This is a genomic window from Pseudomonas sp. GW822-FHT06D10, assembly GCF_058799535.1.
The window spans coordinates 18,703-40,822 of the sequence record NZ_JBXALN010000013.1; the positions used below are offsets into that span (position 1 = coordinate 18,703).

A 22,120-nucleotide genomic window follows, 5' to 3' on the forward strand; every position below is an offset into this window, starting at 1 on the left:
GCCTCAGCTACCGTAGACCTTCTGTGCCGGCGCCCGCTGCTCCAGCAGTTGCGCCACCGCCGCACCTATCTGCGTCACCTCCCAGCGCGCCTGGCGATCCAGACTCGGCCCGGAACGCCAGCCCTCGGCCAGCGCGAGCTTGCCGCCTTCGATCTCGAACATCTGCCCGCTGACCCCCGCAGACTCCTCAGAACCGAGCCAGACCACCAGCGGCGCGACATTTTCCGGAGCGAAGTGATCGAAACCGGCCTCGGGCTTCTTCATCACTTCGGCGAACACCTGCTCGGTCATGCCGGTTCGCGCCGCCGGAGCCAAGGCATTCACGGTCACCCCGTAACGCTGCAACTCCGCGGCCTGGACCAGGGTCAGGGAGGCGATGCCGCCCTTGGCCGCGGCGTAGTTGGACTGGCCGACGGAGCCCTGCAGGCCGGCCCCGGAACTGGTGTTGATGATCCGCCCGCTGACCGCAACCCCGGCCTTGGCCCGATCCCGCCAGTAGCGCGCGGCGTGGCTGGCGATGCAGAAATGGCCCTTGAGATGTACGGCCACTACCTGGTCCCAGTCGGCCTCGCTGAGGCTGCTGAACATGCGGTCGCGACAAATTCCGGCGTTGTTCACCAGCACATGCAGATCACCGAAGCACTCCAGGGCTTGCCGGACAATCCGTCCGGCCGCCTCGTAGTCGGTGATGTCGTCGCTGTTGGCCACGGCGCTGCCGCCCTGGCCGGTGATCTGCGTTACCACCGCATCGGCCGCTGCGCGATTGATGTCATTGACCAGCACCCGGGCGCCGGCCTCGGCAAAAGCCAGGGCATAGCAGCGGCCCAGGCCTGCGCCGGCCCCCGTGATGATCACAACGCGGTTTTCACAGATATTCATCTTTACGAGTCCTCGGGCTGCTGTTCTACAAACGTTCGATGATGGTCACGTTGGCCTGGCCGCCGCCTTCGCACATGGTCTGCAGGCCAAAGCGCCCACCACTGCGCTCCAGCTCATGCAGCAGGCTGCACATCAGCCGGGTGCCGGTGGCGCCCAGGGGATGACCCAAGGCAATGGCGCCGCCATTGACGTTGGTCTGGGCGTGGGGATAACCGGTTTCCTTGAGCCAGGCCAGGGCCACCGATGCGAAGGCTTCGTTGATCTCTACCCGGTCGATGTCTTCCAGGCGCATGCCGGCGCGGCGCAGGGCATGAGCGGTAGCGGGGATCGGCGCGGTGAGCATCCAGATCGGGTCGGCGGCGCGCACGCTCAAATGATGGATACGCGCGCGCGGGGTCAGGCCATAACGCTTGAGCGCGGTTTCGGAGACGATCAGCAGCGCGCTGGCGGCATCGCAGGTCTGGCTGGATACCGCCGCCGTCACCCGGTCGCAACCGAACAGGAATTCCAGCTCGGCCATTTGCGCCAGGCTGGTGTGGCGCGGCGTCTCGTCCTGTTCGACCCCAGCCAGGGGCAGGATCTCCCGAGCAAAGCGCCCCTGTTCCTGCGCCTGCAAGGCCCGGCGATGGGACTCCAGGGCGTACTCCTCGAGCGCCCCCCGGGACAGCCCCCACTTCTCGGCAATCATCTGCGCCGCGCGAAACTGCGTCGGCGGCTGCGGGCCGTAGCGCCGCACCCAGCCCTCGGAACCGCTGAACGGATCGCTGAAGCCCAGGGGTTCGGCGGCGCTCATGGCCGAGGCGATGGGAATCTGGGTCATGGTCTGCACACCACCGGCGATCACCACATCCTGGGTACCGCTCATCACTGCCTGGGCGGCAAAATGCACCGCTTGCTGGGACGAACCGCACTGGCGGTCAATGGTGGTGCCGGGCACCTCCTCGGCCAGCCCGGCAGCCAGCCAGCTGGTCCGGGCGATATCCCCGGCCAGGGGGCCAATGGTGTCGACGCAACCGAAGATCACGTCGTCGTAGTCCACTTCGGGGATGCCGTTGCGTGCCACCAGAGCGCGCAGCACATGGCCCCCCAGGTCAGCGGCGTGGACCCGGCTCAGGCCGCCCTTGCGCCGTCCGGTGGGGGTACGCAGGGCATCAACGATATAGGCTTCAGGCATGTCTGCCTCCACATTCAAAGGTCTGGCCGGCGCCAAGCGGCGCCTGCGGGTCGAACAGCGCCTGGCGCACCCGTGCCTTGTGCAAGCAACGGTCGCCCCAGGTTTTGTCCAGGGCCCAGGCACGCTTCATGAACAGTTGCAGATCGACCTCCCAGGTGTAGCCCATGGCGCCATGGGCCTGGATCGCGTTCTTCGCGGCCAGCAAGGCCGCCTCGGCACAGGCCAGCTTGGCGTGAGAGACGTGCGCGTCCAGGCCGGGACCACCCTGATCCAGGGCCCAGGCCGCGCGAAACAGCGGGCCCTTGGCGAACTCGACCTGCACCGCGACATTGGCCATCAGGTGCTTGACCGCCTGGAACGACCCCACCGGCTGGCCGAACTGCTTGCGCTCGAAGGTGTAGTCCACCGCCAGGTCGACCATGCGCCGGGCCAGGCCGAGCAACTGCGCCGCCGTCCCCACAGCGCCACGATTGAAGGCCTCGGCCCAGAGCTGTCGGCCTTGAGTAGCGTCGGCCACGCAGGTGGCAGCGCTGGGCGTCCAGTGGACCTGGAACAACTGGCGGCTGGGGTCCATCGATTCGTTGCGAACCAGACGCACCGCCGCCGGCTCCAGCGCATGCACCTCATCACCGTGGGCCAGTAACAGCAGGTCGGCGACATGGGCATCGCTGACCAGAACCTGCCCCGGCTGCGCCACCGCCAGCCGCGTGCCGCCCTCGGCGATACGCGTCAGCCAGTGCTGCTTCAGCGCTGCCCGAGCCTCATCGAGGGCCGCCAGCAGCGGCACGCCGATCAGCGCCGTGTCCACCCAGGGCTCGGCCAGGGCGGCATAACCACACTCCTGGGCCAGCAGCACCACATCGACCATTTGCAGGCCCATGCCACCGTATTGTTCGGGCACCGTCAGCAGGTTCAGGCCCAGGTCCGACAACTGGCCCCAGAGCCGCTCGCAACGGCCGCTGGGGCTTTGCCACAGCTCGCGCAAGCGTTCCGGAGGCACCTCGTTGATCAGGAACTTGCGCAGGTTGTCCTGGAACAGCAATTGATCGGGAGTAAAGCTGAAATCCATGGTCTGCTCCTCAGGCCCGGGGCATGCCCAGCATGCGTTCGGCAATGATGTTGCGCTGGATCTCGTTGGTCCCGGCGTAGATCGAACCGGCCTGGGCGAACAGGAAGCCCTCCAGCCACTGGCCGACGTCGCCGGCCGCAGGAGCATCGGACAGCAACTCGCCGCGCTGGCCGAGAATGCTCATGGCAATCTCGTGCAAGCGTTGGTCGAGCTCGGACCAGAAGATCTTGTTGGTGGACGATTCCGGGCCAATCTTGCCGCCCTGGACCAACTGCGAAGCGGTCATGTAGGTGTTCAGGGTATAGGCCTCGGCATCGAGCCAGGCGCGCATCACCGCCTCGCCGATACTCGGGTCGAGGTCGGCGCTGGCGCGGTTGGCCTGGTACAGCTGCACCAGGCGGCGCGCGCTTTCCTGATAGCGCGCCGGCGAACGCAGCAGCAGCCCGCGCTCGAAACCGGCGGTGGACATCGCCACGTGCCAGCCCCGGCCCTCGCCGCCCAGGACATTCTCCAGCGGCACCTTGACGTCATCGAAGAAGATGTCCGCAAAACCCGGCAGGCCGTTGAGCTGGCGGATCGGCCGCACGGTCACCCCCGGGCTGTCCAGGGGCACCAGGATGAACGTCAGGCCGTGGTGGCGCCGGGACTCGGGGTCGGTGCGAAAGATCCCGAACGCCCAGTCGGCCCAGACTGCCCGGGTCGACCAGGTTTTCTGGCCGTTGAGCACATAGTGGTCGCCGACCCGTTCGGCCCGCGAGCGGATCGCCGCCATGTCCGAGCCGGCACCGGGTTCGGACCAGGCCTGGGCCCAGATCTGCTCACCCGTGGCCATGGCCGGCAGGAAGCGCATTTTCTGCTCTTCAGTGCCGAACTCCATCAGGGTCGGACCGAGGAGGAAGATACCGTTCTGGTTGACCCGCGCCGGAGCCCCCGCGCGGTAATACTCCTCTTCGAAGATCAGCCACTGGATCAGGTCGCAGCCGCGTCCGCCCATCTCCCGGGGCCAGGTGACCATGCCCCAGCGCCCCTGGTTGAGCCTGGCCTCCCAGGCCCGGTGCTGGGCAAAGCCCTGTTCGGTGTCGAAGGAAGCCAGCGGCTGGTCGGGCACGTTGGCCTCCAGCCAGGCCCGGGCCTCGGCCCGCAGCGCCTGCTGCGCGGGGGTGTAGTTCAGATTCATGCAAGTGCCTTCAGCCGTTGAAGTGAGCAGCGCGCTTCTCGACGAACGAGTCACGGGCTTCCTGGGAGTCCAGCGAGCGATAGGCTTCGAGGGTCAAGCCTTGCTCACGGCGGTATTTGTCTTCGAGGTCGCCATCCTCGATGGCATTCAAGGCTTCCTTGGCCAGGGCGATCATGGCCGGGCTCTTGGCGGCGATGGTCCGGGCCACCTCCAGGGCCGCCGCGCGCAGCTCCTCGCGCTTGACCACCCGCTCCACCGCCCCCAGGCGCCAGGCCTCGGCGGCATCGATCATCTGTCCGGTGAAGTACATGTGGCGCACCTTCTGCAACGGAAACAACCGTTGCAGGTGCGCGCCGCCGCCCATGGCCCCGCGGTCCACCTCCGGCACGCCGAAGCGCGCGCAGTCGGCGGCCAGCACCAGGTCGGCGGCGCCGCAGATGCCGATGCCGCCGCCCAGGACAAAGCCATGGACCGCGACAATCACCGGCTTGGGGTTGCGATGAATGGCCTTGAAGGTGTCGTAGTTACCCTTGTTCACCGCCACGATCAGGTCGCTGTCGGCAGCCAGCTCCTTGATGTCGACCCCGGCGCAGAAGCCCCGGCCCTCGGCCCGGATCAGAATCACCCGGACTTCAGGGGCCTGGCCCAGCCGCTGGATTTCCCGGGCGATGTCGGCCCAGCCCTGGCAGTTGAAGGCATTCACCGGGGGCCGGTCGAACACCAGCTCGGCGATGCCGTTTTCGATACTCACTTTGAATGCTTGCATGGGGGGCTCCTTCACGAGAGACGGCGGCACAGGTCCTCCAGGCGCGCTTGCGCGTCCTGGACGATCTGCTCGATCAATTCGGCGCAGCCGGGCAGGTTGTCGATGCTGGCGGCAACCTGACCGGCAGGCAGCACACCTTCGGCCGGAAGGCCTTCAACCATGGCTTTCTGGATCACCATCGGTGCATTGGCGGCCATCAGGCTCTGGGCCAGGGTCAGCCCGCCGCTCCGCTGCTGGTTCAAGGCCGCCAGCAACAGTTGGACCAGGCTCAGACCACTGTGCCGGCGGTAGGCCAGCCCGCTTCCCAGGGCCAGCCACAGGCGGCGCAAGGCTCCACCGGTTTCCAGGCGCTGGAGCAATTCGTTGCGGATCATCCGCTGCGGCATGCCGTCGACGGCCCGGCTGACGATGATCTGCGCCGGGTCGCTGACCGCCAGGTAACGCGCCAGGGTCGCCGCGGGCACCGGGCTGTCGGCGCTCATCAGAAAGCGCGTGCCCATGGCGATGCCCGCCGCCCCCTGGGCCAGGGCGGCCACCAAGCCGGCGCCGTCCTTGAACCCTCCAGCCGCCACCACCGGCACCGGCACCGCGGCCAGTACCTGACTCAGCAACTGCGAGGTCGGCACCGTGCCGGTGTGCCCGCCGCCCTCGGCGCCTTGCACCACTACCGCGTCGGCGCCCATGGCCACCGCCTTCTGCGCGTGCTTGAGCGCGCCCACCGTGGGAATGCAGACCACCCCGGCGTCCTTGAGCCGGGCAATCATCTGCTGGCCCGGCGAACGGCTGTAGCTCACCGCGCGCACCCGGTGCTTGAGCACCAGTTCGACAATCTGCGGTGCATTGGCCTGGTACAGATGGAAGTTGACCCCGAACGGCTGCGCCGTCAGACGCCGGGTTTCGAGGATTGCCGCCTCCATCTGCTGCGGCTCGATGGTGGCCCCGGCGAGAAAGCCGAAGCCGCCAGCATTGCCGGTGGCCGCCACCAACCTGGGGTCGGCGACCCAGCCCATGGCGGTCTGGATGATCGGGTAGCGACAACCGAGCAGTTCGGTCAGCGGCGTATCGAGGGCAATCGCCATGTTCAGGCACCCTCGCGGCGCTGGGAACGGGCCATGGCCCGAGCGTCGTAACCCCCCAGCCGGTCGCCGGAGACCAGTTCGTTGTGGGCATGGGCAAAGTGATGCAGGCCGAAAGCCATGTCCATGCTGGAGCGCTTGCCCATCAGGTCCTCGGCGTTGTTCACCGCCTGTTTGCTCAGTTGCAGGCCCAGGCGCGGCATCTGCGCGATGCGCCCGGCAATGTCCAGTGTTTCCCGCTCCAGCTCGGCACGCGGCACCACTCGGTTGAGCATGCCCATCTGCAGCGCCCGAGCCGCTGGCATGCGTTCGCCGAGGAACAGGAACTCCTTGGCGATGCGGGCATTGAGTTCATGCACATGGGCGAAATACTCGACCCCGGGAATGCCCATGCGCACCACCGGGTCGGCGAAGTAGGCGTCGTCGCTGGCGATGATCAGGTCGCAGACCCAGGCCAGCATCAATCCGCCGGCAATGCACGCCCCCTGGACCATGGCGATGGTCGGCTTGGGCATCTCCCGCCAGCGCCGGCACATGCCCAGGTAGACCTCCTGCTCCCGGGCATAGAGAAACTCGCCACCGGGCTTGTCGACATGGTCGTACCACAGGCTGGCACGCTCGAAGCTCTGGTCGACGTCGCGGCCCGGGGTGCCGATGTCGTGGCCGCTGGAGAAATGCTTGCCGGCGCCGCGCAGCACGATGACCTTGACCCCGTCGTCGTCACAGGCCCGGCGAAAGGCTGCGTCCAGGGCGTAGGTCATGCGCGAATTCTGCGCGTTGTGGTACTCCGGGCGGTTCAGGGTGACCAGGGCCACTCCCTCGCGCACTTCGTACAGCACCACAGGCTCTGGGTTCTTATCGTTGTGTTCAGGCATTGCTTGGCTCTCCGAAACGGGGTCCGCTCAGCCGACGCTGCGCAGCCCCGGCGGGTTGTCTTTGAGTTGCAGGGCCCGCAGGTTGTGCGGATCAAGGCGCTGGATCAGTTGCAACTGCTCAAGGGTCGGTGCCGCCGTGGTCGGGCAATGCTGCGGCACATGCAGGGCAAAGCCGGTGTTGTCCTGCACCTGGGCAAGGCTCACCCCGGGGTGCAGCGAACGCACGCGCATCTGCCGTTGCGGGCCCTGGAAATCGAGGACGCAGAGGTCGCTGACGATCAGGCGCAGGTCGATGTCGTCCAGGGACCAGCCCCGGGCCAGGCGCGCCGGGTTGTAGCCGACCGAAGCCACCACATCCACCTCGCCTTCGACGAACACCCGACGGCTGTGGCTGGTCACGCAAAACGAGTTGGCATGGCTGATGGAGTTGCCGGGAAAACCGCGCACCCCGAGCATCTGTGCCTTGGGCCGGGCGTAGTCGCCAATGCAGGAAATATTGCCCTGGCCGAAACGATCGATCTGCGACGGGCCGACCATGGCATGGCGCCGCCCGCCCCAGAGGTTGTCGAAGATCCGCGAAAAGCCCATCCAGGCATCGCGCTTGGGCTGGTAACCATCACGCGGGCCAAGGGGCACCGGCTCGGCCACCAGCCAGGCTTCGGAGTCGGTCATCAGCAACTGGCGGTTGCAACTGAGCATGGCCAGGGAAGCGGCCAGCCGCGGGATCACCCCGATCCCGGTGGCGAGGACGTCACCGTCCTCGGCGAAGGCTTCAGAGGCCGCGCAGATCATCAGTTCGGCGAGACTGTAAGTGCTGCTGTTCATGGCGAGGCTTCCTTAGAAAATCGGCAACGGCAGTTGGCGGATGGCCTTCAGGCCGCCGACCTTGTCCAGGTAGTCCTGATGGCTGCAGTCGACGTACTCGCGGCGGTACTCCTGCCAGCCATCGGCACGCTGCGCAGAGGCGTTGTAGGTATTGAAATGCGCGACATCGAAGCCATACAGCGGTGCACAGGAAGACGGGTGCGCACCACCGGGCACATGGGCCACGGCGCTGGTCAGGTTGGGCTCCCAGAACACCTGCCGGGCCTGCCCCGGATCGCTGTGCAGGGTGTCGCGCTCCAGCAGCTCGTCGCAGGTCACGTAGGTACGGGCCGCAGCACGCACCAGCAGGTCATCCATGTAGTGGTCCGGTCCGCCGATCTGGCACAGCCCTCGGCTGTCGGCACGGTCGACATGGATCAGCGCCGCATCCAGCTTCAGCGCCGGCATCGCCACCCAGTCCCGGGCGTCGGCGTAGGGCGAGGCGATCAGCTTGATCTCGGGGTTGTGGCGCAACACATCAGTGCCCAGGCCCGCCGCCGTGGGCAGGAACGGCACGCGCATCGCTGCCGCCCGCAGCCCCAGCAGAAGCATGCCTTCGTCGATTTCCATGACCTGCAACTCGCCCTGCTGGCGAGCCTTGCGGAAGTAAGGCTCCAGCGCAATGAAATCCAGGGAGACAAAGGCGAACACCAGCTTGCGGATCTTGCCGGCGGCGCACAGCATGCCGACGTCGGCGCCGCCATAGGCGACCACCGTCAGGTCCTTGAGGTCCGAACGCAGGATCTCGCGGATCAGTGCCATGGGCTTGCGCCGCGGCCCCCAGCCGCCGATGCCCAGGGTCATGCCATCGCGCAACTGAGCGACCATCTGCGCGGTGCTCAGGGTCTTGTCCTGGCTCATTGTGCTTGCTCCCGGCCGACGCTGAAGTCATGGCCCCAATGGCTGACCACCGTGCTCTCGAACGGCGTGTGTTGCTGCCAGTCCACCACCAGGCCGTCGCAGCCGTATTCCAGGTCAAAGCCCGATGGGGTCTTGATGTAGAAGGAAATCATCTGATCGTTGGTGTGCTGGCCCAGGGTCGCGGAAAGCTTCACCCCGTGGGCGTGGACCCGATCCAGGGCGCGACCGACTTCGTCCAGCCCCTGGACCTCCACCATCAGGTGCACGCAGCCATGGGGCATGGGGCATTCGAAGATCGCCAGGGAATGGTGGCGGGCGTTGTTGCAGTGCAGAAAGTGCAAAGCCTTTTGCGGCTCGGCCGGGTCGGGGGTGAAACGCACCTTCATCAGGTCGGAGAGACCAAACCCCATGACCTGCTCATAGAACTCGCGGCAGCGCTCGAAGCTCGGCGCCGGCAGCACCACATGGCCCATGCCCAGGTCGTTGGTGACAAACCCCTTGAGCCCCACCGGCGAGACGAACCGGGCGAAATCCTGGCGCGGTCCCCAGAACACTTCATGACGGTTGCCATCGGGGTCGAGAAAATGCGCCAGCTCCTGGACCTTGCGCTCCTCGGCCTGCGCGGCGCTGCCACGGTGCGCTGTCACCCCGTGCTGTTGCAGCTGCGCCAGGGCCTGCTCGAAGGCATCCTTTCCGGCCACTTCCCAGCCGCAGGCGCCGAAGCCGTCCTCGTTGCTGTGCTGGACCAGGATCCGGTAGGGCCGGTCGTCCATCTTCAGGTACAAGTGCTGCTCATCAGCCCCCGGCACGACCATCATCCCCAGCACCTGGCTGGCGTAATGGCGCCACTGCGACAGGTCCCGTGACCGCAAGGTGACGTAGCCCAACCCGCGAATATCCATGCAAGCACTCCTCGTTCAGCTCAACCCGTCCTCCTGGCAAGGAGGCCTTATGCAGCAGGATTTAATCGCCTGAGCGCGGCCCCGGCATCGTCCAATGGGACTAGCGCATCTGTGTGCCGAAAGCGGCCGTAAATGCCCCGGCGCAAAAACAAAAAAACCGCTTTGCCCTTACGGCAAAGCGGCGTGGCCAAAAGCTTGCAGCGCTAAGAGTCAGGCCTTGCGAAAATGCGGAATGACCTTCTCGCCGATATTGCGCAGGGTCTCCAACTGCGCCCATTGCGGCACGGTGCCCATCTGGCAGATGAACAGGATCTCGTCGGCGCCGGCATCCACCAGGCGCTGCACATAGCCGATGCAGTCATCCACGGTGCCGTAGGCGTGGTTGGGGTTCATCATGGCCATGGTCGGATCGGAGAAATCCACGCTGACCTCCTCGGAGGCAAAACGCGACTTGATCACGCTCTGGCCACTGCCGTCGACGTAGGTATCGTCCTGCCACTTCGCCGGGTCCGGGCGCTCGCCGCCGCCGTACCAGTAGCCCAGGGATTCCATGAAATAGCGCTGGCCGCGAATGCCAATGCGCCGCGCCTCCAGGTTGTCATCGAGGACGATCGCCGGGCACAGCGCGGCGATGTGCCGGTTGGGCCGGAAGCCCACCTGCTGGCGAGGGTCGCGGCTGTCCCAGGCCTGGTGATAGACCTCGACCTTCTTGGCGATTTCCTCGGGGCCACCAAAGCCCAGCACCAGGGCGCCCATGCCCCGGCCGCCGGCGTTCTTCAGCGATTCGGTGTTTGTGCAGGCCAGGTACATCGGTGGGTGCGGGTCCTGGTAGGGCTTGGGGTGGATCGGCCGCTTGGGGATCTGCACAAAGTCGCCGTGGTGCTCGATTTCGTCCTGGACGAAGATTTTCGGGATCAGGTACATGGCCTCGTCGATCTGCGGTTGCAGGGTCGCCAGGTCGTAGCCGAAGGTCCCGGCCTCCTGCTGGGTGCCGCCCTTGCCCACGCCAAAATGCACCCGGCCCTTGGACAGCAGGTCGAGGGTGGCGATGCGCTCGGCGACCTTGACCGGGTGGTTCATCGCCGGCGGCAGGCAGACCACGCCGTGACCGATGCCGATGCGCTCGGTCTTGCCGGCGACAAAGGCCAGCACGGTTTCCGGGGCGGACATGTGCGAATAGTTGGTCAGCGCCGTGTGCTCGACACACCAGAACGTGTCGAACCCCAACTGGTCGGCGAGCACGGCCTGCTCGACGGTTTCTTCGAAGACCTGCCGATCGCCGGCACGGCTGGCGTCCAGGGTCTGGGCTTCATAAATCAGGGAAAATTTCATGCTCGATCCTTGTGGTCGTAAAAAGCAGGCTCGGCGTGCTGCTCGTGCCTTGGCCTGCATGCTCGGGCAAAGCCCGGCCGGCGGAATCACGCAAACGGACTAGGGCTGTCGAGGCCTGCCGCCTAGAGGAAAAAGTCGCTGCTGTCCTGGCCCATGGCGACGCTGCCCAGGTTCCAGGCGTACTTCGCCGGATGGTTGGCGACGTGGGCACGGCCGGTATGGATGTCACGGAAGGCGCGGTTGATGCCGTGCCCGCGAAAGATCGTCGAGGCGCCGCTGTTGAACATCAGGTCGGTCACCGCCGTGGCGCACTTTTGCACCACCAGCGATGAGTCGTAGCGCATCTTTACCCGCTCCTGCATGCCCAGTGGCGTACCCTCCCGGGCCCGTTGCAGCATCAACTCGAAGTTGCTCAGCAGCACCGTCCGGCATTCGTCGACACATACCATGGCGTTGGCCAGGGCCGACTGGGCCGCTGGGTCCTGGACCATCTTGCGACCGTCATTGACCCCCACCCGAGCCCGGTTATGGGCAATGAACTGCGCGACCGCTCCTTGCAGGGCTCCGATGGCCGAGGACGACACTGCGCGCACGAAGATCTGCCCGAACGGCAGGCGGTACAGCGGAGCATCGTTGACCGCGTTGCCCGGGCTGTCCTGCATGAACCCGTCGAGGGCACGATGGGTGCGGTACTCGGGAACGAAGGCGTTCTCCACCAGGATGTCGTGGGAACCGGTGGCCGCAAGTCCCATGACGTCCCAGTTGTCGAGAATCTGGTAGTCCTGGCGCGGCACCAGGAAGGTCCGGTAGTCCGGCGCGCCGCCGGGTTCCGCGGCCGGCACCATGGCGCCGAGGAACACCCAGTCACAGTGCTTGCAGCCCGATGAGAAGCCCCAGCGGCCGCTCAGGGTGAAACCACCCTCGGTACGCGCCACCCGTCCCACCGGCATATAGGAAGAGGAAATCAGCACGCTGCTGTTCTCGCTCCACACGTCCCGGGCCGCGCGGTCATCGAACAGCGCCAGTTGCCAGTTGTGGATCGCGACCACCCCCAGCACCCAGGCAGACGACATGCAGCCCTCAGCGAGGGTCATCTGCACTCGGAAGAAATCATTCGGCTCCAGTTCGTAACCGCCCCAGCGTGCCGGTTGCAGAATGCGAAAGAACCCGGCCTGCTGAAAATCGTTCAGGGTCTGGTCCGGCAAGCGGCCGAGCCGCTCGGCCTCGGCCGCTCGTTCGCGCAGGACCGGCACCAGTTCCTCGGCCTGTTGGTAGAGGCGCTGGCGAAGCACATCGTGGTTGAGCATCAGGTCGTTCTCCTTGGGAACCCCGTCCGCCGGGGCGCGCGTGCTACGGCGGGCAACCGCCTGTTGCGGCGCATTCAAACAACCGTCCGCCCACCCGGCATCCCTCAAACGGACCATATGCCCGGGCTTCCGGATTTCCTCCGGGGTCAGGGCCTGTTGCTGTTTGACGACAGGCCCTAGTCCCCTTGGACGATGTTGGCCCCCTGCCCCGTTGCCAGAATTCATCGCACTCCATGCACCACGAACGAGGGCTGTGCGATGAAAGACGTCAATCTGCAAGCAGACATGCTCCAGGCCATGCGCCGCCTGGCCAAGTCGGTCACCATCATCAGTACCAGCAACGGCGCCGAGCGCTTTGCCATGGCCGCCACCGCGGTGGACTCCCTGAGCACCGAGCCGCCATCGCTGCTGATCTGCATCAACAAGAGCGCCTCCTCCCACGCAGCCCTGGCCACCGGTGCCGGGTTCTGCGTGAACATCCTCGGCCTGGAGCAGCAGGCCCTGGCCCACCTGTGCAGCGGCGCAATCAAGGGCGAGGCACGCTTCAGCAGCGGCAACTGGCTGACCAGCGACGAAGGCATTCCCTACCTGGGGGACGCCCAATCAGCGATTCTGTGCCGCCAGGACGGGCACTTCAGCTACGGCACCCATACTGTGTTCATCGGGCGTATCGTGCGCATCCATACCAGCCCCAGTATCACCCCGCTGGTCTACCTCGACGGCCGCTACACCACCACCGCCCAGCCGGCCCAAACCCAGGCCTGCGCCGGTTGATTCGGGACATGGACTGCCGCGCGCCGCTGCGCATCGACACTCACGCCCCGCCCCACTGGGACGACGCCTGTGACTGGCTGGTGGTGGGCTTCGGTGCCGCCGGAGCCTGCGCCGCCATCGAGGCCGCCGAGCAGGGCCTGCAGGTGCTGGCCCTGGACCGCTTTGCCGGCGGTGGCGCCAGCGCTCTCAGCGGCGGAGTGATCTATGCCGGCGGCGGCACGCCCTACCAGCGCCAGGCCGGCTACAACGACAGCCACGAGGCGATGTTCGACTACCTGCGCGAGGAAGTCGGCGATGCCGTCGGCCAGCGCACCCTGGCCGACTTCTGCGCCGCCAGTCCCGGGCAACTGCAATGGCTGGAACGCCAGGGCGTGGCTTTTGAAGCCAGCGTGCCACCGCACAAGACCTCCTACCCCAGCGACCGCTTCTATCTTTATTACTCGGGCAACGAAGCCCTGCCGCGCTATGCAGCGCTGGCGGCCCCCGCTCCCCGAGGCCATCGCTGCAAAGGCCCGGGCCTGTCCGGTGCGCACCTGTTCCAGGCGCTCAAGGACAGCGCCCTGGCCAAGGGCGTGCGCCTGCAGAGCCAATGCGCGGTACGCCGCCTGGTGGTCGACGATCAACAGCGGGTGGTCGGCGTCGAAGCCTGGCGCCTGGCTCCCGATAGCCGCGCCGCGCGCCGCCATGCACGCCTCGAGCGCTGGGCCCAGGCCCTGCACATGTATGTTCCGGCCCTGGCCCGCCACCTGCGCAAACAGCAACAACGCATCGAAGCCGGCAGCGCCGAACGCCGGCTGATCAGCGCCAGAAAAGGCGTCCTGCTGAGCGCCGGCGGTTTCATTCTCAACCGCCTCTGGGTGGCCGAGCATGCGCCGCGCTACCTTGCCGGCCTGCCCCTGGGCGCCGGTGGTTGCGACGGCAGCGGCATCGCCCTGGGCCAGAGCGTGGGCGCCGCTGTCGCGCGGATGGACAAGGTCAGCGCTTGGCGTTTCATCAATCCGCCCCTGGCGTGGGCCCGGGGCTTGATCGTCAATGGCCAGGGCCAGCGCTACGCCAACGAAGAGCAATATGGCGCCACCCTTGGCCAGGCGATGGTCGAACAGCAGCAGGGGCGTGCATTGCTGGTGCTCAACCGGACACTGGTGCGCCAGGCCCTGAAACAGATAGGCCCGGGCCAGGTCTGGCAGTTCCAGCGCCTGCCAGTGCTGCTCAACCTGCTGTTCAACGCCCGACGGAGCAACGACCTGGCAACCCTGGCCCGGCGCTGCGGCCTGCCGGAGCAGGCCTTGAAAGATAGCGTCGAGCGCTACAACCAGAGCGCCCGGGGCGAATGCGCCGATCCGTTTGGCAAGTCCGCGGCCATGCTCGCCTCCTTGGAACAGGGCCCCTGGTATGTCCTCGACCTGTCCTTTGCCAGCCGCCTGTTCCCTTGCCCGGTGATCACCCTCGGCGGCCTCAGGGTCTGCGAACGAAGCAGCCAGGTGCTGGATGCCCAGGGCACACCGATCGCCGGCCTCTACAGCGCCGGGCGCAACGCCGTGGGCGTCGCTTCCAACCTCTATGTGTCGGGCCTGTCTCTGGCCGACTGCATCTATTCCGCGCGCCGGGCCGCCCGTCATGTGGCCGGGCAAACCGCGGCTCAACCCGCACCATCAGGAGAATCACCATGCAACGTGTAGAAGGCAAAGTCTGCATCGTCACCGGCGCCGCCAGCGGTGTCGGCCGTGAGGACGCCCTGCTGCTGGCCAGCCAGGGCGCCAAGGTCGTACTGACCGACGTGAACCAGGAAGCCGGCCACCAAGTGGCTGCGCAGATCGGCGAAAACGCCCTGTTCCTGGCCCACGACATCACCCGCGAAGACGACTGGCAGCGGGTGGTGGAAACCACCGTGCAGCACTTCGGTCGCCTCGATGTGCTGGTCAACAATGCGGCGATCCTGGCCATGGCCAATATCGAGGACACGTCGCTGGAGCTGTGGCGCAAGGTGCTGACCGTCAACAGCGACGGCTATTTCCTGGGCTGCAAGTACGCCATCGCAGCGATGAAGCACAGCGGCGGCGGTTCGATCATCAACATGTCCTCGGTGGCGGCCCTGGGCGGTCTGCCGCTGTTCTGCGCCTACTCCGCCTCCAAGGGCGCGGTGGCGGCATTGACTCGCTCCGTGGCCGTGCACTGCAAGCTGCAGGGCTACCGCATCCGCTGCAACAGCGTGCACCCGGACGGCATCAACACACCGATGACCCAGGCCCTCATCGGCGGCCAGTCGGTGCCCCAGGAAACCCTCGACCAGGACCCGATGAACCGCATGTGCGCGCCGCGTGATGTGGCCAACGCGGTGCTGTTCCTGGCCAGCGACGAATCGCGCTTCGTCAATGGCGCGGAGATACTCGTCGACAACGCGCAACTGATCAGCGGGATCTATGAGCCGAGGTGAAGATGGGCACGCCAATGTTCAACGCCAGCGTATCGGACAGCGCCGCATCGGCCGCTGGCAGCTATCGCCTGCAGGTGGCCGCGGTGATCGAGGAAACCGCCGACGCCCGCTCCCTGGTGCTCGATGTCCCCAGCGAGTTGCGTGAGCGTTTTCGCTACAAACCGGGGCAGTTCCTGAGCTTTCGCGTGCCCTGCGCGGGCCAGTTGCTGATCCGCTGCTATTCCATGGCCAGCTCGCCCCTGTGCGATCCACAGCCCAAGGTCACGATCAAGCGTGTGGCCGGGGGCCGGGTATCGAACTGGATGAACCAGCAGGTGCAGGTCGGTGACTGGCTGGAGGTGCTGCCCCCGGCCGGGCACTTCTGCCTGGAGAGCAATGCCGATAGCGACGAGCAGCGTCCGCTGGTGCTGTTCGGCGGCGGCTCGGGCATCACCCCGGTATTCTCCATCCTCAAGTCAGTGCTGCACGCCGGGCGCCGGCCGGTGACCCTGGTCTACGCCAACCGCGACGAAGCCTCGGTGATCTTCAAGGACGAACTGCAACAGCTGGCCCGGACCCACGAGCCGCGTCTGGAAGTCCTGCACCTGCTGGACTCGGTTCAGGGTTTCGTCACTGCGGCCCAGGTTCGCCAACTGCTGCATGCGCGCCGGGGCGGCGAGTATTTCATCTGCGGCCCGGCGCCCTTCATGGACACTGTGGAAAGCACCCTGCTAGACCTGGGTGAGCCACGCCAGGCGATCCATGTCGAGCGTTTCCTGTCGCCGCCCGACCCGCAACCCCAGGCACAGCAGCAGGTCGAGCACGCCGCCGGGCAGTCCTGCCAGGGCCTGACCGTCGAACTCGACGGCCAGGCCCACAGCCTGGCGTGGCACCCGGGGCAGACTCTGCTGCAAAGCTGCCGGGCCGCCGGGCTGGAGGTGCCGGCGTCTTGCGAGGAAGGCATCTGCGGCGCCTGCATGTGCCGGGTGGAACAGGGCCGCACACGGCTGGCCCACAACGCCGTGCTCAGTGCCCAGGAGCTGGCCGATGGCTGGACGCTGGCCTGCCAGAGCCACCCCGACACGCCGGTGGTGCGGGTGCGCTTTCCGGATTAGGGGCGCCTGCGCCTCTAGTCTCAACGGACGACCCGGCAGCGCCGGGCAACGATTAGACTCGACCGCCAGGATTGGCCTACAACAATAAAAGAGGTGTATGCATGGCTCGGTTGCAAAACAAGGTCGCGGTGGTCACCGGCGCGGCTTCAGGTATCGGTCTGGCCTGCGTCCGGCGCTTCGCCGCGGAGGGTGCCCAGGTGGTGGGGCTGGACATCGGCAACGCACCGGCGGACTTTCCCGGGCGCTTCATGACCCTCGACGTGCGCGACGAGGCCCAGGTCGAGCAGGTGATGGAAGAAATCATCGGCCACTATCGCCGGGTCGATGTGCTGGTCAATGCCGCGGGCGTCGCCGACCAGGGCAGCGTGACCCAGACCAGCACCGCCAACTGGCAACGGGTGCTGGACATCAACCTGACCGGCAGCATGCTCACCAGCAAGTACCTGCTGGGGGCCATGGAGGCGCAACGCGGCGGCTCGATCATCAACATTGGCTCGATCTTCGGCCTGCAAGGCTGCGACGGCAATGTCGCCTACAACGTGTCCAAGGGCGGTATCAACCAGCTGACCCGCTCCATGGCGGTGGACTACGGTTACGCCAACATCCGCGTCAATGGCCTGTGCCCGGGGCTGATCGAAACGCCGATGACCAGCATGGTCCGCGAACAGGCCGAATTCCACGCCTACTTCGCTTCCCAGCACATGCTCAACCGTTCCGGGCAACCGGAAGAAGTGGCCGCCGTGGCGCTGTTTCTGGCCTCCGACGAGGCCTCTTTCGTCAGCGGCCAGATGATCGCCGTGGACGGCGGCTTCTCTGCCGGCCGCCGCTTCGCGCCACCGCCAGCCTGAGTGGTTAGAGCCTGTTCACGATCTAGCGAGCGACGCTCAGGCATTTTTAACGCCGCATGAGCTAAGCGCAGCAGATCGTGAACAGGTTCTTAGCGGCCTGGCTCTCTGCCAGGCCGCCTCCCCCTTCGTTCAACAATCCTCTGCCTGAGGAGGCACCATGCCGTCTGCGCTTAACGCTCCCACCATCGCTCATCTGTTCGCCCGGGCAGCCCTGGCCTACGGCGACCGCCCGGCCATCGAGGACGCCGGCAGCATCAGTTACCTGCAGCTCGACCGCCTGCGCCAGCAGGCCGCCCGGGCCTTGCTGGCCCTGGAGGTCAAGGCCGGGGACCGGGTGGCGATCTGGGCCCCCAATACCTGGGAGTGGATTGTCGCCGCCGGCGCCCTGCACAGCGTCGGCGCCGCCCTGGTGCCGCTCAACACCCGGATGAAGGGCAACGAGGCCGGCTATATCCTGCGCCAGAGCGGCGCCTGCGTGCTGTTCGCCATCGGTGAGTTCCTCGGCGTCGACTATCCGCAGATGCTCGCCGGCGAAAGCCTGCCTGAACTGCGCCAGATCATCAGCCTGCGCTCGCCCTCGCCGGCGGCCCTGGACTGGGACAGTTTCATGGCCCTGGCCGGCCGAGTGCCCGGCAGCAGCCTGCGCCTGCGTCAGGAACAGCTCGGCCCGCAAACCCTGTCCGATGTACTGTTCACCTCCGGCACCACCGGCAAGCCCAAGGGCGTGATGACCAGCCATGGGCAGAATCTGCGGATAGTGCGCGACTGGAGCGACGTGGTCGGCCTGGGCGAAGGCGATCGCTACCTGATCGTCAACCCGTTCTTCCACTCCTTCGGCTACAAGGCGGGATGGCTGGCGGCGCTGATGCGCGGTGCGACCATCATTCCCCAGCAGGTGTTCGACGTCGACGCGGTGCTCGAATGCGTGCAGCGCCAGCGCATCAGCGTGCTGCCCGGCCCGCCGACGCTTTATCAGTCGCTACTGGCTCACCCCCGGCGCGATGCCTACGATCTGTCCTCACTACGGGTGGCGGTGACCGGTGCCGCGGTAATCCCGGTGGACATGATCGGACGCATGCGCGACGAGCTGGGCTTTGCCACCATCGTCACGGCCTACGGCCTGACCGAAGTCTGCGGTTTCGCCACCATTTGCCGCCCCGGCGACGATCCGCTGCGAGTCGCCCAGACCAGCGGCCGGGCGATGCCCGGGGTAGAGGTGCGGATCGTCGCCGCCGACGGCCAGTGCCAACCGCCCAATGTCCCCGGGGAAATACAGATTCGCGGCTACAACCTGATGCAGGGCTACCTCAACGACCCGCAAGCCAGCCAGGAAGTGCTGGACGCCGATGGCTGGCTCAATACCGGTGACGTCGGGGTCCTCGACGAGCAGGGCTACCTGCGTATCACCGACCGCCTCAAGGACATGTTCATTACCGGCGGTTTCAACGTCTATCCGGCGGAAATCGAGCAGTGCCTGCTGAAGTTTCCCGGGGTGGCCCAGGCGGCGGTAATAGGTATACCGGACGAGCGCCTCGGCGAAGTGGCCATGGCCTTTGTCCTGGCCACGCCGGGACAACTCCTGGAATCGACAGCACTGCTGGGCTGGTGCCGGGAACAGATGGCCAACTACAAGGTGCCGCGACGATTCCAGGTACTGGAAGCCATGCCGCTGAACGCGGCGGGCAAGGTGACCAAGCAGGTGTTGCGCCAGTGGGCCGAAAGCCGCAATTGAGGCTGGCACAGGGTGCCAAGTGCGGCTGGCGAGGCGCGTCCCTCCTGGGGACGGGCCAGCCTGCGGAGCCTGACTGCCGCGTTTTTGCCGCCGCTTTGCGCGGTGCCTGTGGAACGCCTGAATCAATGTGCGAGTGCCGAAACCCGGTGGCTGGCATTGGGGCGGCTCCGCCCCCCGCGGGAGCAAGCTCCCTAGCCACCGGCTAATTTGCGCTCGTTGCGCCGGGGTTTATATCACCCGCGCCGGATGCTGGCGCCGGGGCTCGCCCAGCAATGAGCGATGGGACGGCGGCTGGCGCCCCTGATCCTCGCTGATGCCATAGCCCGGGGCGATTTCCGCGGTGATCAGGGTCTGCCCGGACAGGCTCATCAGCCCGGGGTCATTGAGCAGCGCATGAATGACCCGGCCGTTGAACTGCGGGGTCTCGGCGTCCGCGAGAAAAGCCTGGTACTGCTCGCCGTGGTGCTCGCCGACAATCCGCGTGCGCTCGGTCAACTGCGGCCCCAGCCACAGGGACAGCGCCGCCACGCCACGCCCTTCAAAATCGATTGCCATGTCCGCCGCCAGCTTGTCGCAACCGGCCTTCTGCGCTCCGTAGGCGGGGCCGTGCATGTAGCAGCCGGCGCCGAACGACGAAGTGAAACAGACCAGCCCCTGGGCACTGCGCAGCAACAACGGCGCGGCGTAGTAACTGGCGATGTAGGCCGAACGCAAGCCGACATCGAGGATATCCACCAACTCCAGGGGCTTGTTCCAGAACGGCCCGGGCTCGATCAAGCGCTCATGGATGGCGGCCACGTTATTGACCAGCAGATCGAGGTGGCCGGCCTCCTCGGCGATCCGCGCAAACAGTGCCTGCACCTGGGCGTCGTCGGCATGCTCGCAGACCACCGGGATGCCCCGGCCACCGGCGGCGGTAATGGCTGCCGCGGTGTCCGCCAATGAACCTTGCAGCGCCTGTTCATAAAGCCGTGCCCCGGCCTTTTCCGGCGCACGCCCGGTCACGTAGACGGTCATGCCCTGTGCCCCGAGGGCCAGGGCGATGCCACGGCCCACGCCGCGACTGGCACCGGTGACCAGGGCCACCTGGGGTTGCTTGCTCTTCATTGACTGCTCCTTGCCAGAAAGGACGCCGGCTGCGACTGGCGCAGGCTTTGCGCCTTGATGTGATTGGCGGCGATATAGCCGAAAGTCATCGCCGGGCCAATGGTCGAGCCGGCTCCCGGATACGTGCGCCCCATCATCGATGCGGCGCTGTTGCCGATTGCGTAAAGGCCGAGGATCGGATGGCCGTCCTCGTGCAACACCCGGGCGTTGGCATCGGTCAGCAGGCCGCCCTTGGTGCCAATGTCCCCGGCATCCACCCGCACCGCGTAGAACGGCGCCTTGAGCAAGGGCGCCAGGCAAGGGTTGGGGCCGACGTGGGGGTCGCCGTAGTAGCGATCGAACAGCGACTCGCCCTTGTTGAAATCCTGGTCCCGGCCCTCCCGGGCCATGATGTTGAAACGCTCGATGCTACGCATCAGGCCCGGGCCGTCGATGCCGATCTGCGCCGCCAGGTCCGGCAGGCTGGCGGCCTTGTAGAAGTAGTCCTGCAGGTGTTCGGGCAGCCGCCAGTCGGGCTGGGCATAACCGGGCAACAGCGCGCCGCAGGGGTATTTGCGGCGGAACTCGGCGTCGAAGATCATCCAGCACGGCACGCTGACCGCTTCGGCCCGATTGTTCTCATACATCGCATAGACAATATCGGTATAGGGCGCCGCCTCGTTGACGAAGCGTTGCCCTGCCGAGTTCACCAGTACGCAGCCAGGCAAGGTGCGCTCGACGAACAGCGCACGCTGCTTTTCCTCACCTGCAACCCGGGTAGTGGGCGCCCACCAGCCGTGGTCCATCAAGGCAGTACGGGCGCCAATCACCTGGCCGGCACGAATACCGTCGCCGGTGTTGTGCGGTGGCGTGGCACTCCACTGGGCCTGGGACGGCTGCGGCAGGTACTGCTCGCGCATGGCCTGGTTACGCTCGAAGCCACCGGCGGCGATGATCACCCCGTGGCGCGCCTTGATGTTCAGGGTCTGGCCGTCGCGGCAGACCCGCGCGCCGCCGACTCGCTCACCGACAATCAGCAGTTCCTGCAAGGCGCAGTTGAGCCACAGCGGCCGCTGGCGATCCTGCAGCGAACAGCGCAAGGCGCCCACCAGGGCATTGCCCAGGGTCAGGAAACGGTCGCGACGCGACAGCCGCCGCCCCTCGCGATCACGCCAGTAGCGCCACATCACTCGCAGGGTCAGGCGCAGCCAGCCGGGGCCACGACACAGCAGCACCTGCGCCTCCTTCATGGTCATCGCCATGCGCCCCATCATCAGCGTGCCGGGGGAAGGCGCACGCATGCGCAGGAACTCCTCGCCCAGCTCGGCGGCATCGAAGGGTTGCGGGTCCATGGAGCGATAGCCGGGCTTGCCGCCGGGCACCTGCGGGTAGTAGTCGGAGTAAGCGGGCTGGGCCTCGAAGCGCACCCGGGTCTGCGCCTCCAGGTAGCGGACCATGTCCCGGCCCTGCTCGACATAGGCTTCGATGCGCCCGTCGTCGATCTCACCGTGGGTCACCGCGCGGACATAGGCGATCCCTTCGGCCACCGAATCGCTACCGCCCAGGGCCTGGATCCGGTGGTTGTCGGGAATCCAGATGCCACCGCCGGACACCGCCGAGGTGCCGCCGTATTCGCCACTCTTCTCGATCAGCAACGTGTTCAACCCCAGGTCATGGGCCCGCAGCGCGGCGGTCATGCCTCCTGCGCCGGAACCTATCACCAATACATCGCAGCACTCATCCCATTTGATCTTGGCGTGTTTCATCCGCGCATCTCCGCAAGGCGCCTACAGGCAGGAAGCCGCCGCCACCGGCCCGGACTCCGGCGCAGTCGGTCCCGGGATTGTTCGGCAGCCTCAAGGCCCGGGCA

20 protein-coding genes are annotated in these 22,120 nt (G+C 66.5%); 6 read left to right on the plus strand and 14 right to left on the minus strand.

What is annotated here, in order from left to right; genetic code table 11:
* Positions 1-3: 3 nt before the first annotated feature.
* The 12 genes from AC1RL5_RS31145 to AC1RL5_RS31200 form a co-directional block, all read right to left on the minus strand.
* Positions 4-879, minus strand: a complete 876-nt coding sequence (locus AC1RL5_RS31145; protein WP_262212517.1) for an SDR family oxidoreductase — start codon at positions 877-879, stop codon at positions 4-6.
* Positions 880-904: 25 nt separating this feature from the next.
* Positions 905-2,053: an acetyl-CoA C-acetyltransferase gene (locus AC1RL5_RS31150; protein WP_072452584.1), complete on the minus strand. Its 1,149-nt coding sequence runs from the start codon at positions 2,051-2,053 to the stop codon at positions 905-907.
* Positions 2,046-3,122: an acyl-CoA dehydrogenase family protein gene (locus AC1RL5_RS31155; protein ID WP_072452582.1), complete on the minus strand. Its 1,077-nt coding sequence runs from the start codon at positions 3,120-3,122 to the stop codon at positions 2,046-2,048. Before AC1RL5_RS31155 ends, AC1RL5_RS31150 begins: the two co-directional genes overlap by 8 nt.
* 10 nt (positions 3,123-3,132) lie before the next feature.
* Positions 3,133-4,299: an acyl-CoA dehydrogenase family protein gene (locus tag AC1RL5_RS31160; RefSeq protein ID WP_072452580.1), complete on the minus strand. Its 1,167-nt coding sequence runs from the start codon at positions 4,297-4,299 to the stop codon at positions 3,133-3,135.
* A gap of 10 nt (positions 4,300-4,309) precedes the next feature.
* Complete coding sequence (locus AC1RL5_RS31165; protein ID WP_072452578.1) at positions 4,310-5,065, minus strand: enoyl-CoA hydratase family protein; 756 nt, start codon at positions 5,063-5,065, stop codon at positions 4,310-4,312.
* A gap of 11 nt (positions 5,066-5,076) precedes the next feature.
* Positions 5,077-6,144 (minus strand): NAD(P)H-dependent flavin oxidoreductase, encoded by a 1,068-nt coding sequence (locus AC1RL5_RS31170; RefSeq protein WP_072452576.1) that lies wholly within the window; start codon positions 6,142-6,144, stop codon positions 5,077-5,079.
* A gap of 2 nt (positions 6,145-6,146) precedes the next feature.
* Positions 6,147-7,016 carry an enoyl-CoA hydratase gene (locus AC1RL5_RS31175; protein ID WP_072452574.1) on the minus strand — a complete coding sequence of 290 codons (870 nt, stop codon included), beginning with the start codon at positions 7,014-7,016 and terminating at the stop codon, positions 6,147-6,149.
* A gap of 27 nt (positions 7,017-7,043) precedes the next feature.
* A complete protein-coding gene (locus tag AC1RL5_RS31180) occupies positions 7,044-7,841 on the minus strand; it encodes a CoA-transferase subunit beta (protein ID WP_072452572.1) in 798 nt (265 codons plus the stop codon).
* Positions 7,842-7,853: 12 nt separating this feature from the next.
* The gene (locus AC1RL5_RS31185; protein ID WP_072452570.1) at positions 7,854-8,741 is read right to left on the minus strand and encodes a CoA transferase subunit A; all 888 of its coding nucleotides are present in this window, start codon (positions 8,739-8,741) and stop codon (positions 7,854-7,856) included.
* Positions 8,738-9,643 carry a VOC family protein gene (locus AC1RL5_RS31190; protein ID WP_072452569.1) on the minus strand — a complete coding sequence of 302 codons (906 nt, stop codon included), beginning with the start codon at positions 9,641-9,643 and terminating at the stop codon, positions 8,738-8,740. The genes AC1RL5_RS31185 and AC1RL5_RS31190 overlap by 4 nt, the downstream gene beginning before the upstream one ends.
* Positions 9,644-9,853: 210 nt before the next feature.
* The gene (locus AC1RL5_RS31195) at positions 9,854-10,975 is read right to left on the minus strand and encodes an LLM class flavin-dependent oxidoreductase (RefSeq protein ID WP_072452567.1); all 1,122 of its coding nucleotides are present in this window, start codon (positions 10,973-10,975) and stop codon (positions 9,854-9,856) included.
* 122 nt (positions 10,976-11,097) lie between these two features.
* The gene (locus tag AC1RL5_RS31200; RefSeq protein WP_072452566.1) at positions 11,098-12,282 is read right to left on the minus strand and encodes an acyl-CoA dehydrogenase family protein; all 1,185 of its coding nucleotides are present in this window, start codon (positions 12,280-12,282) and stop codon (positions 11,098-11,100) included.
* Positions 12,283-12,540: 258 nt separating this feature from the next.
* On the opposite strand from AC1RL5_RS31200, the gene AC1RL5_RS31205 reads away from it, so the two are divergent.
* The 6 genes from AC1RL5_RS31205 to AC1RL5_RS31230 all read left to right on the plus strand — a co-directional run bounded on the left by AC1RL5_RS31205 (position 12,541) and on the right by AC1RL5_RS31230 (position 19,164).
* Positions 12,541-13,056, plus strand: coding sequence for a flavin reductase family protein (locus AC1RL5_RS31205; protein WP_072452564.1), 516 nt, complete (start codon positions 12,541-12,543; stop codon positions 13,054-13,056).
* An 8-nt stretch (positions 13,057-13,064) separates the two neighbouring features.
* Positions 13,065-14,735, plus strand: coding sequence for an FAD-binding protein (locus AC1RL5_RS31210; RefSeq protein ID WP_072452562.1), 1,671 nt, complete (start codon positions 13,065-13,067; stop codon positions 14,733-14,735).
* Positions 14,723-15,490, plus strand: a complete 768-nt coding sequence (locus AC1RL5_RS31215; protein ID WP_072452561.1) for a glucose 1-dehydrogenase — start codon at positions 14,723-14,725, stop codon at positions 15,488-15,490. Before AC1RL5_RS31210 ends, AC1RL5_RS31215 begins: the two co-directional genes overlap by 13 nt.
* A gap of 2 nt (positions 15,491-15,492) precedes the next feature.
* Positions 15,493-16,584 carry a ferredoxin--NADP reductase gene (locus AC1RL5_RS31220; protein WP_083533746.1) on the plus strand — a complete coding sequence of 364 codons (1,092 nt, stop codon included), beginning with the start codon at positions 15,493-15,495 and terminating at the stop codon, positions 16,582-16,584.
* A gap of 101 nt (positions 16,585-16,685) precedes the next feature.
* On the plus strand, positions 16,686-17,432 hold the full coding sequence (locus AC1RL5_RS31225) for an SDR family NAD(P)-dependent oxidoreductase (protein WP_072452559.1): 747 nt from the start codon (positions 16,686-16,688) through the stop codon (positions 17,430-17,432).
* 157 nt (positions 17,433-17,589) lie between these two features.
* Positions 17,590-19,164, plus strand: coding sequence for a FadD3 family acyl-CoA ligase (locus AC1RL5_RS31230; protein ID WP_072452558.1), 1,575 nt, complete (start codon positions 17,590-17,592; stop codon positions 19,162-19,164).
* A 228-nt stretch (positions 19,165-19,392) separates the two neighbouring features.
* Here AC1RL5_RS31230 and AC1RL5_RS31235 read toward each other — a convergent pair whose 3' ends face one another.
* Entirely contained in the window at positions 19,393-20,271 is an 879-nt protein-coding gene (locus tag AC1RL5_RS31235) for an SDR family NAD(P)-dependent oxidoreductase (protein WP_072452556.1), read from the minus strand.
* Positions 20,268-22,016 (minus strand): FAD-dependent oxidoreductase, encoded by a 1,749-nt coding sequence (locus tag AC1RL5_RS31240; RefSeq protein WP_072452554.1) that lies wholly within the window; start codon positions 22,014-22,016, stop codon positions 20,268-20,270. Before AC1RL5_RS31240 ends, AC1RL5_RS31235 begins: the two co-directional genes overlap by 4 nt.
* Positions 22,017-22,120: the final 104 nt, after the last annotated feature.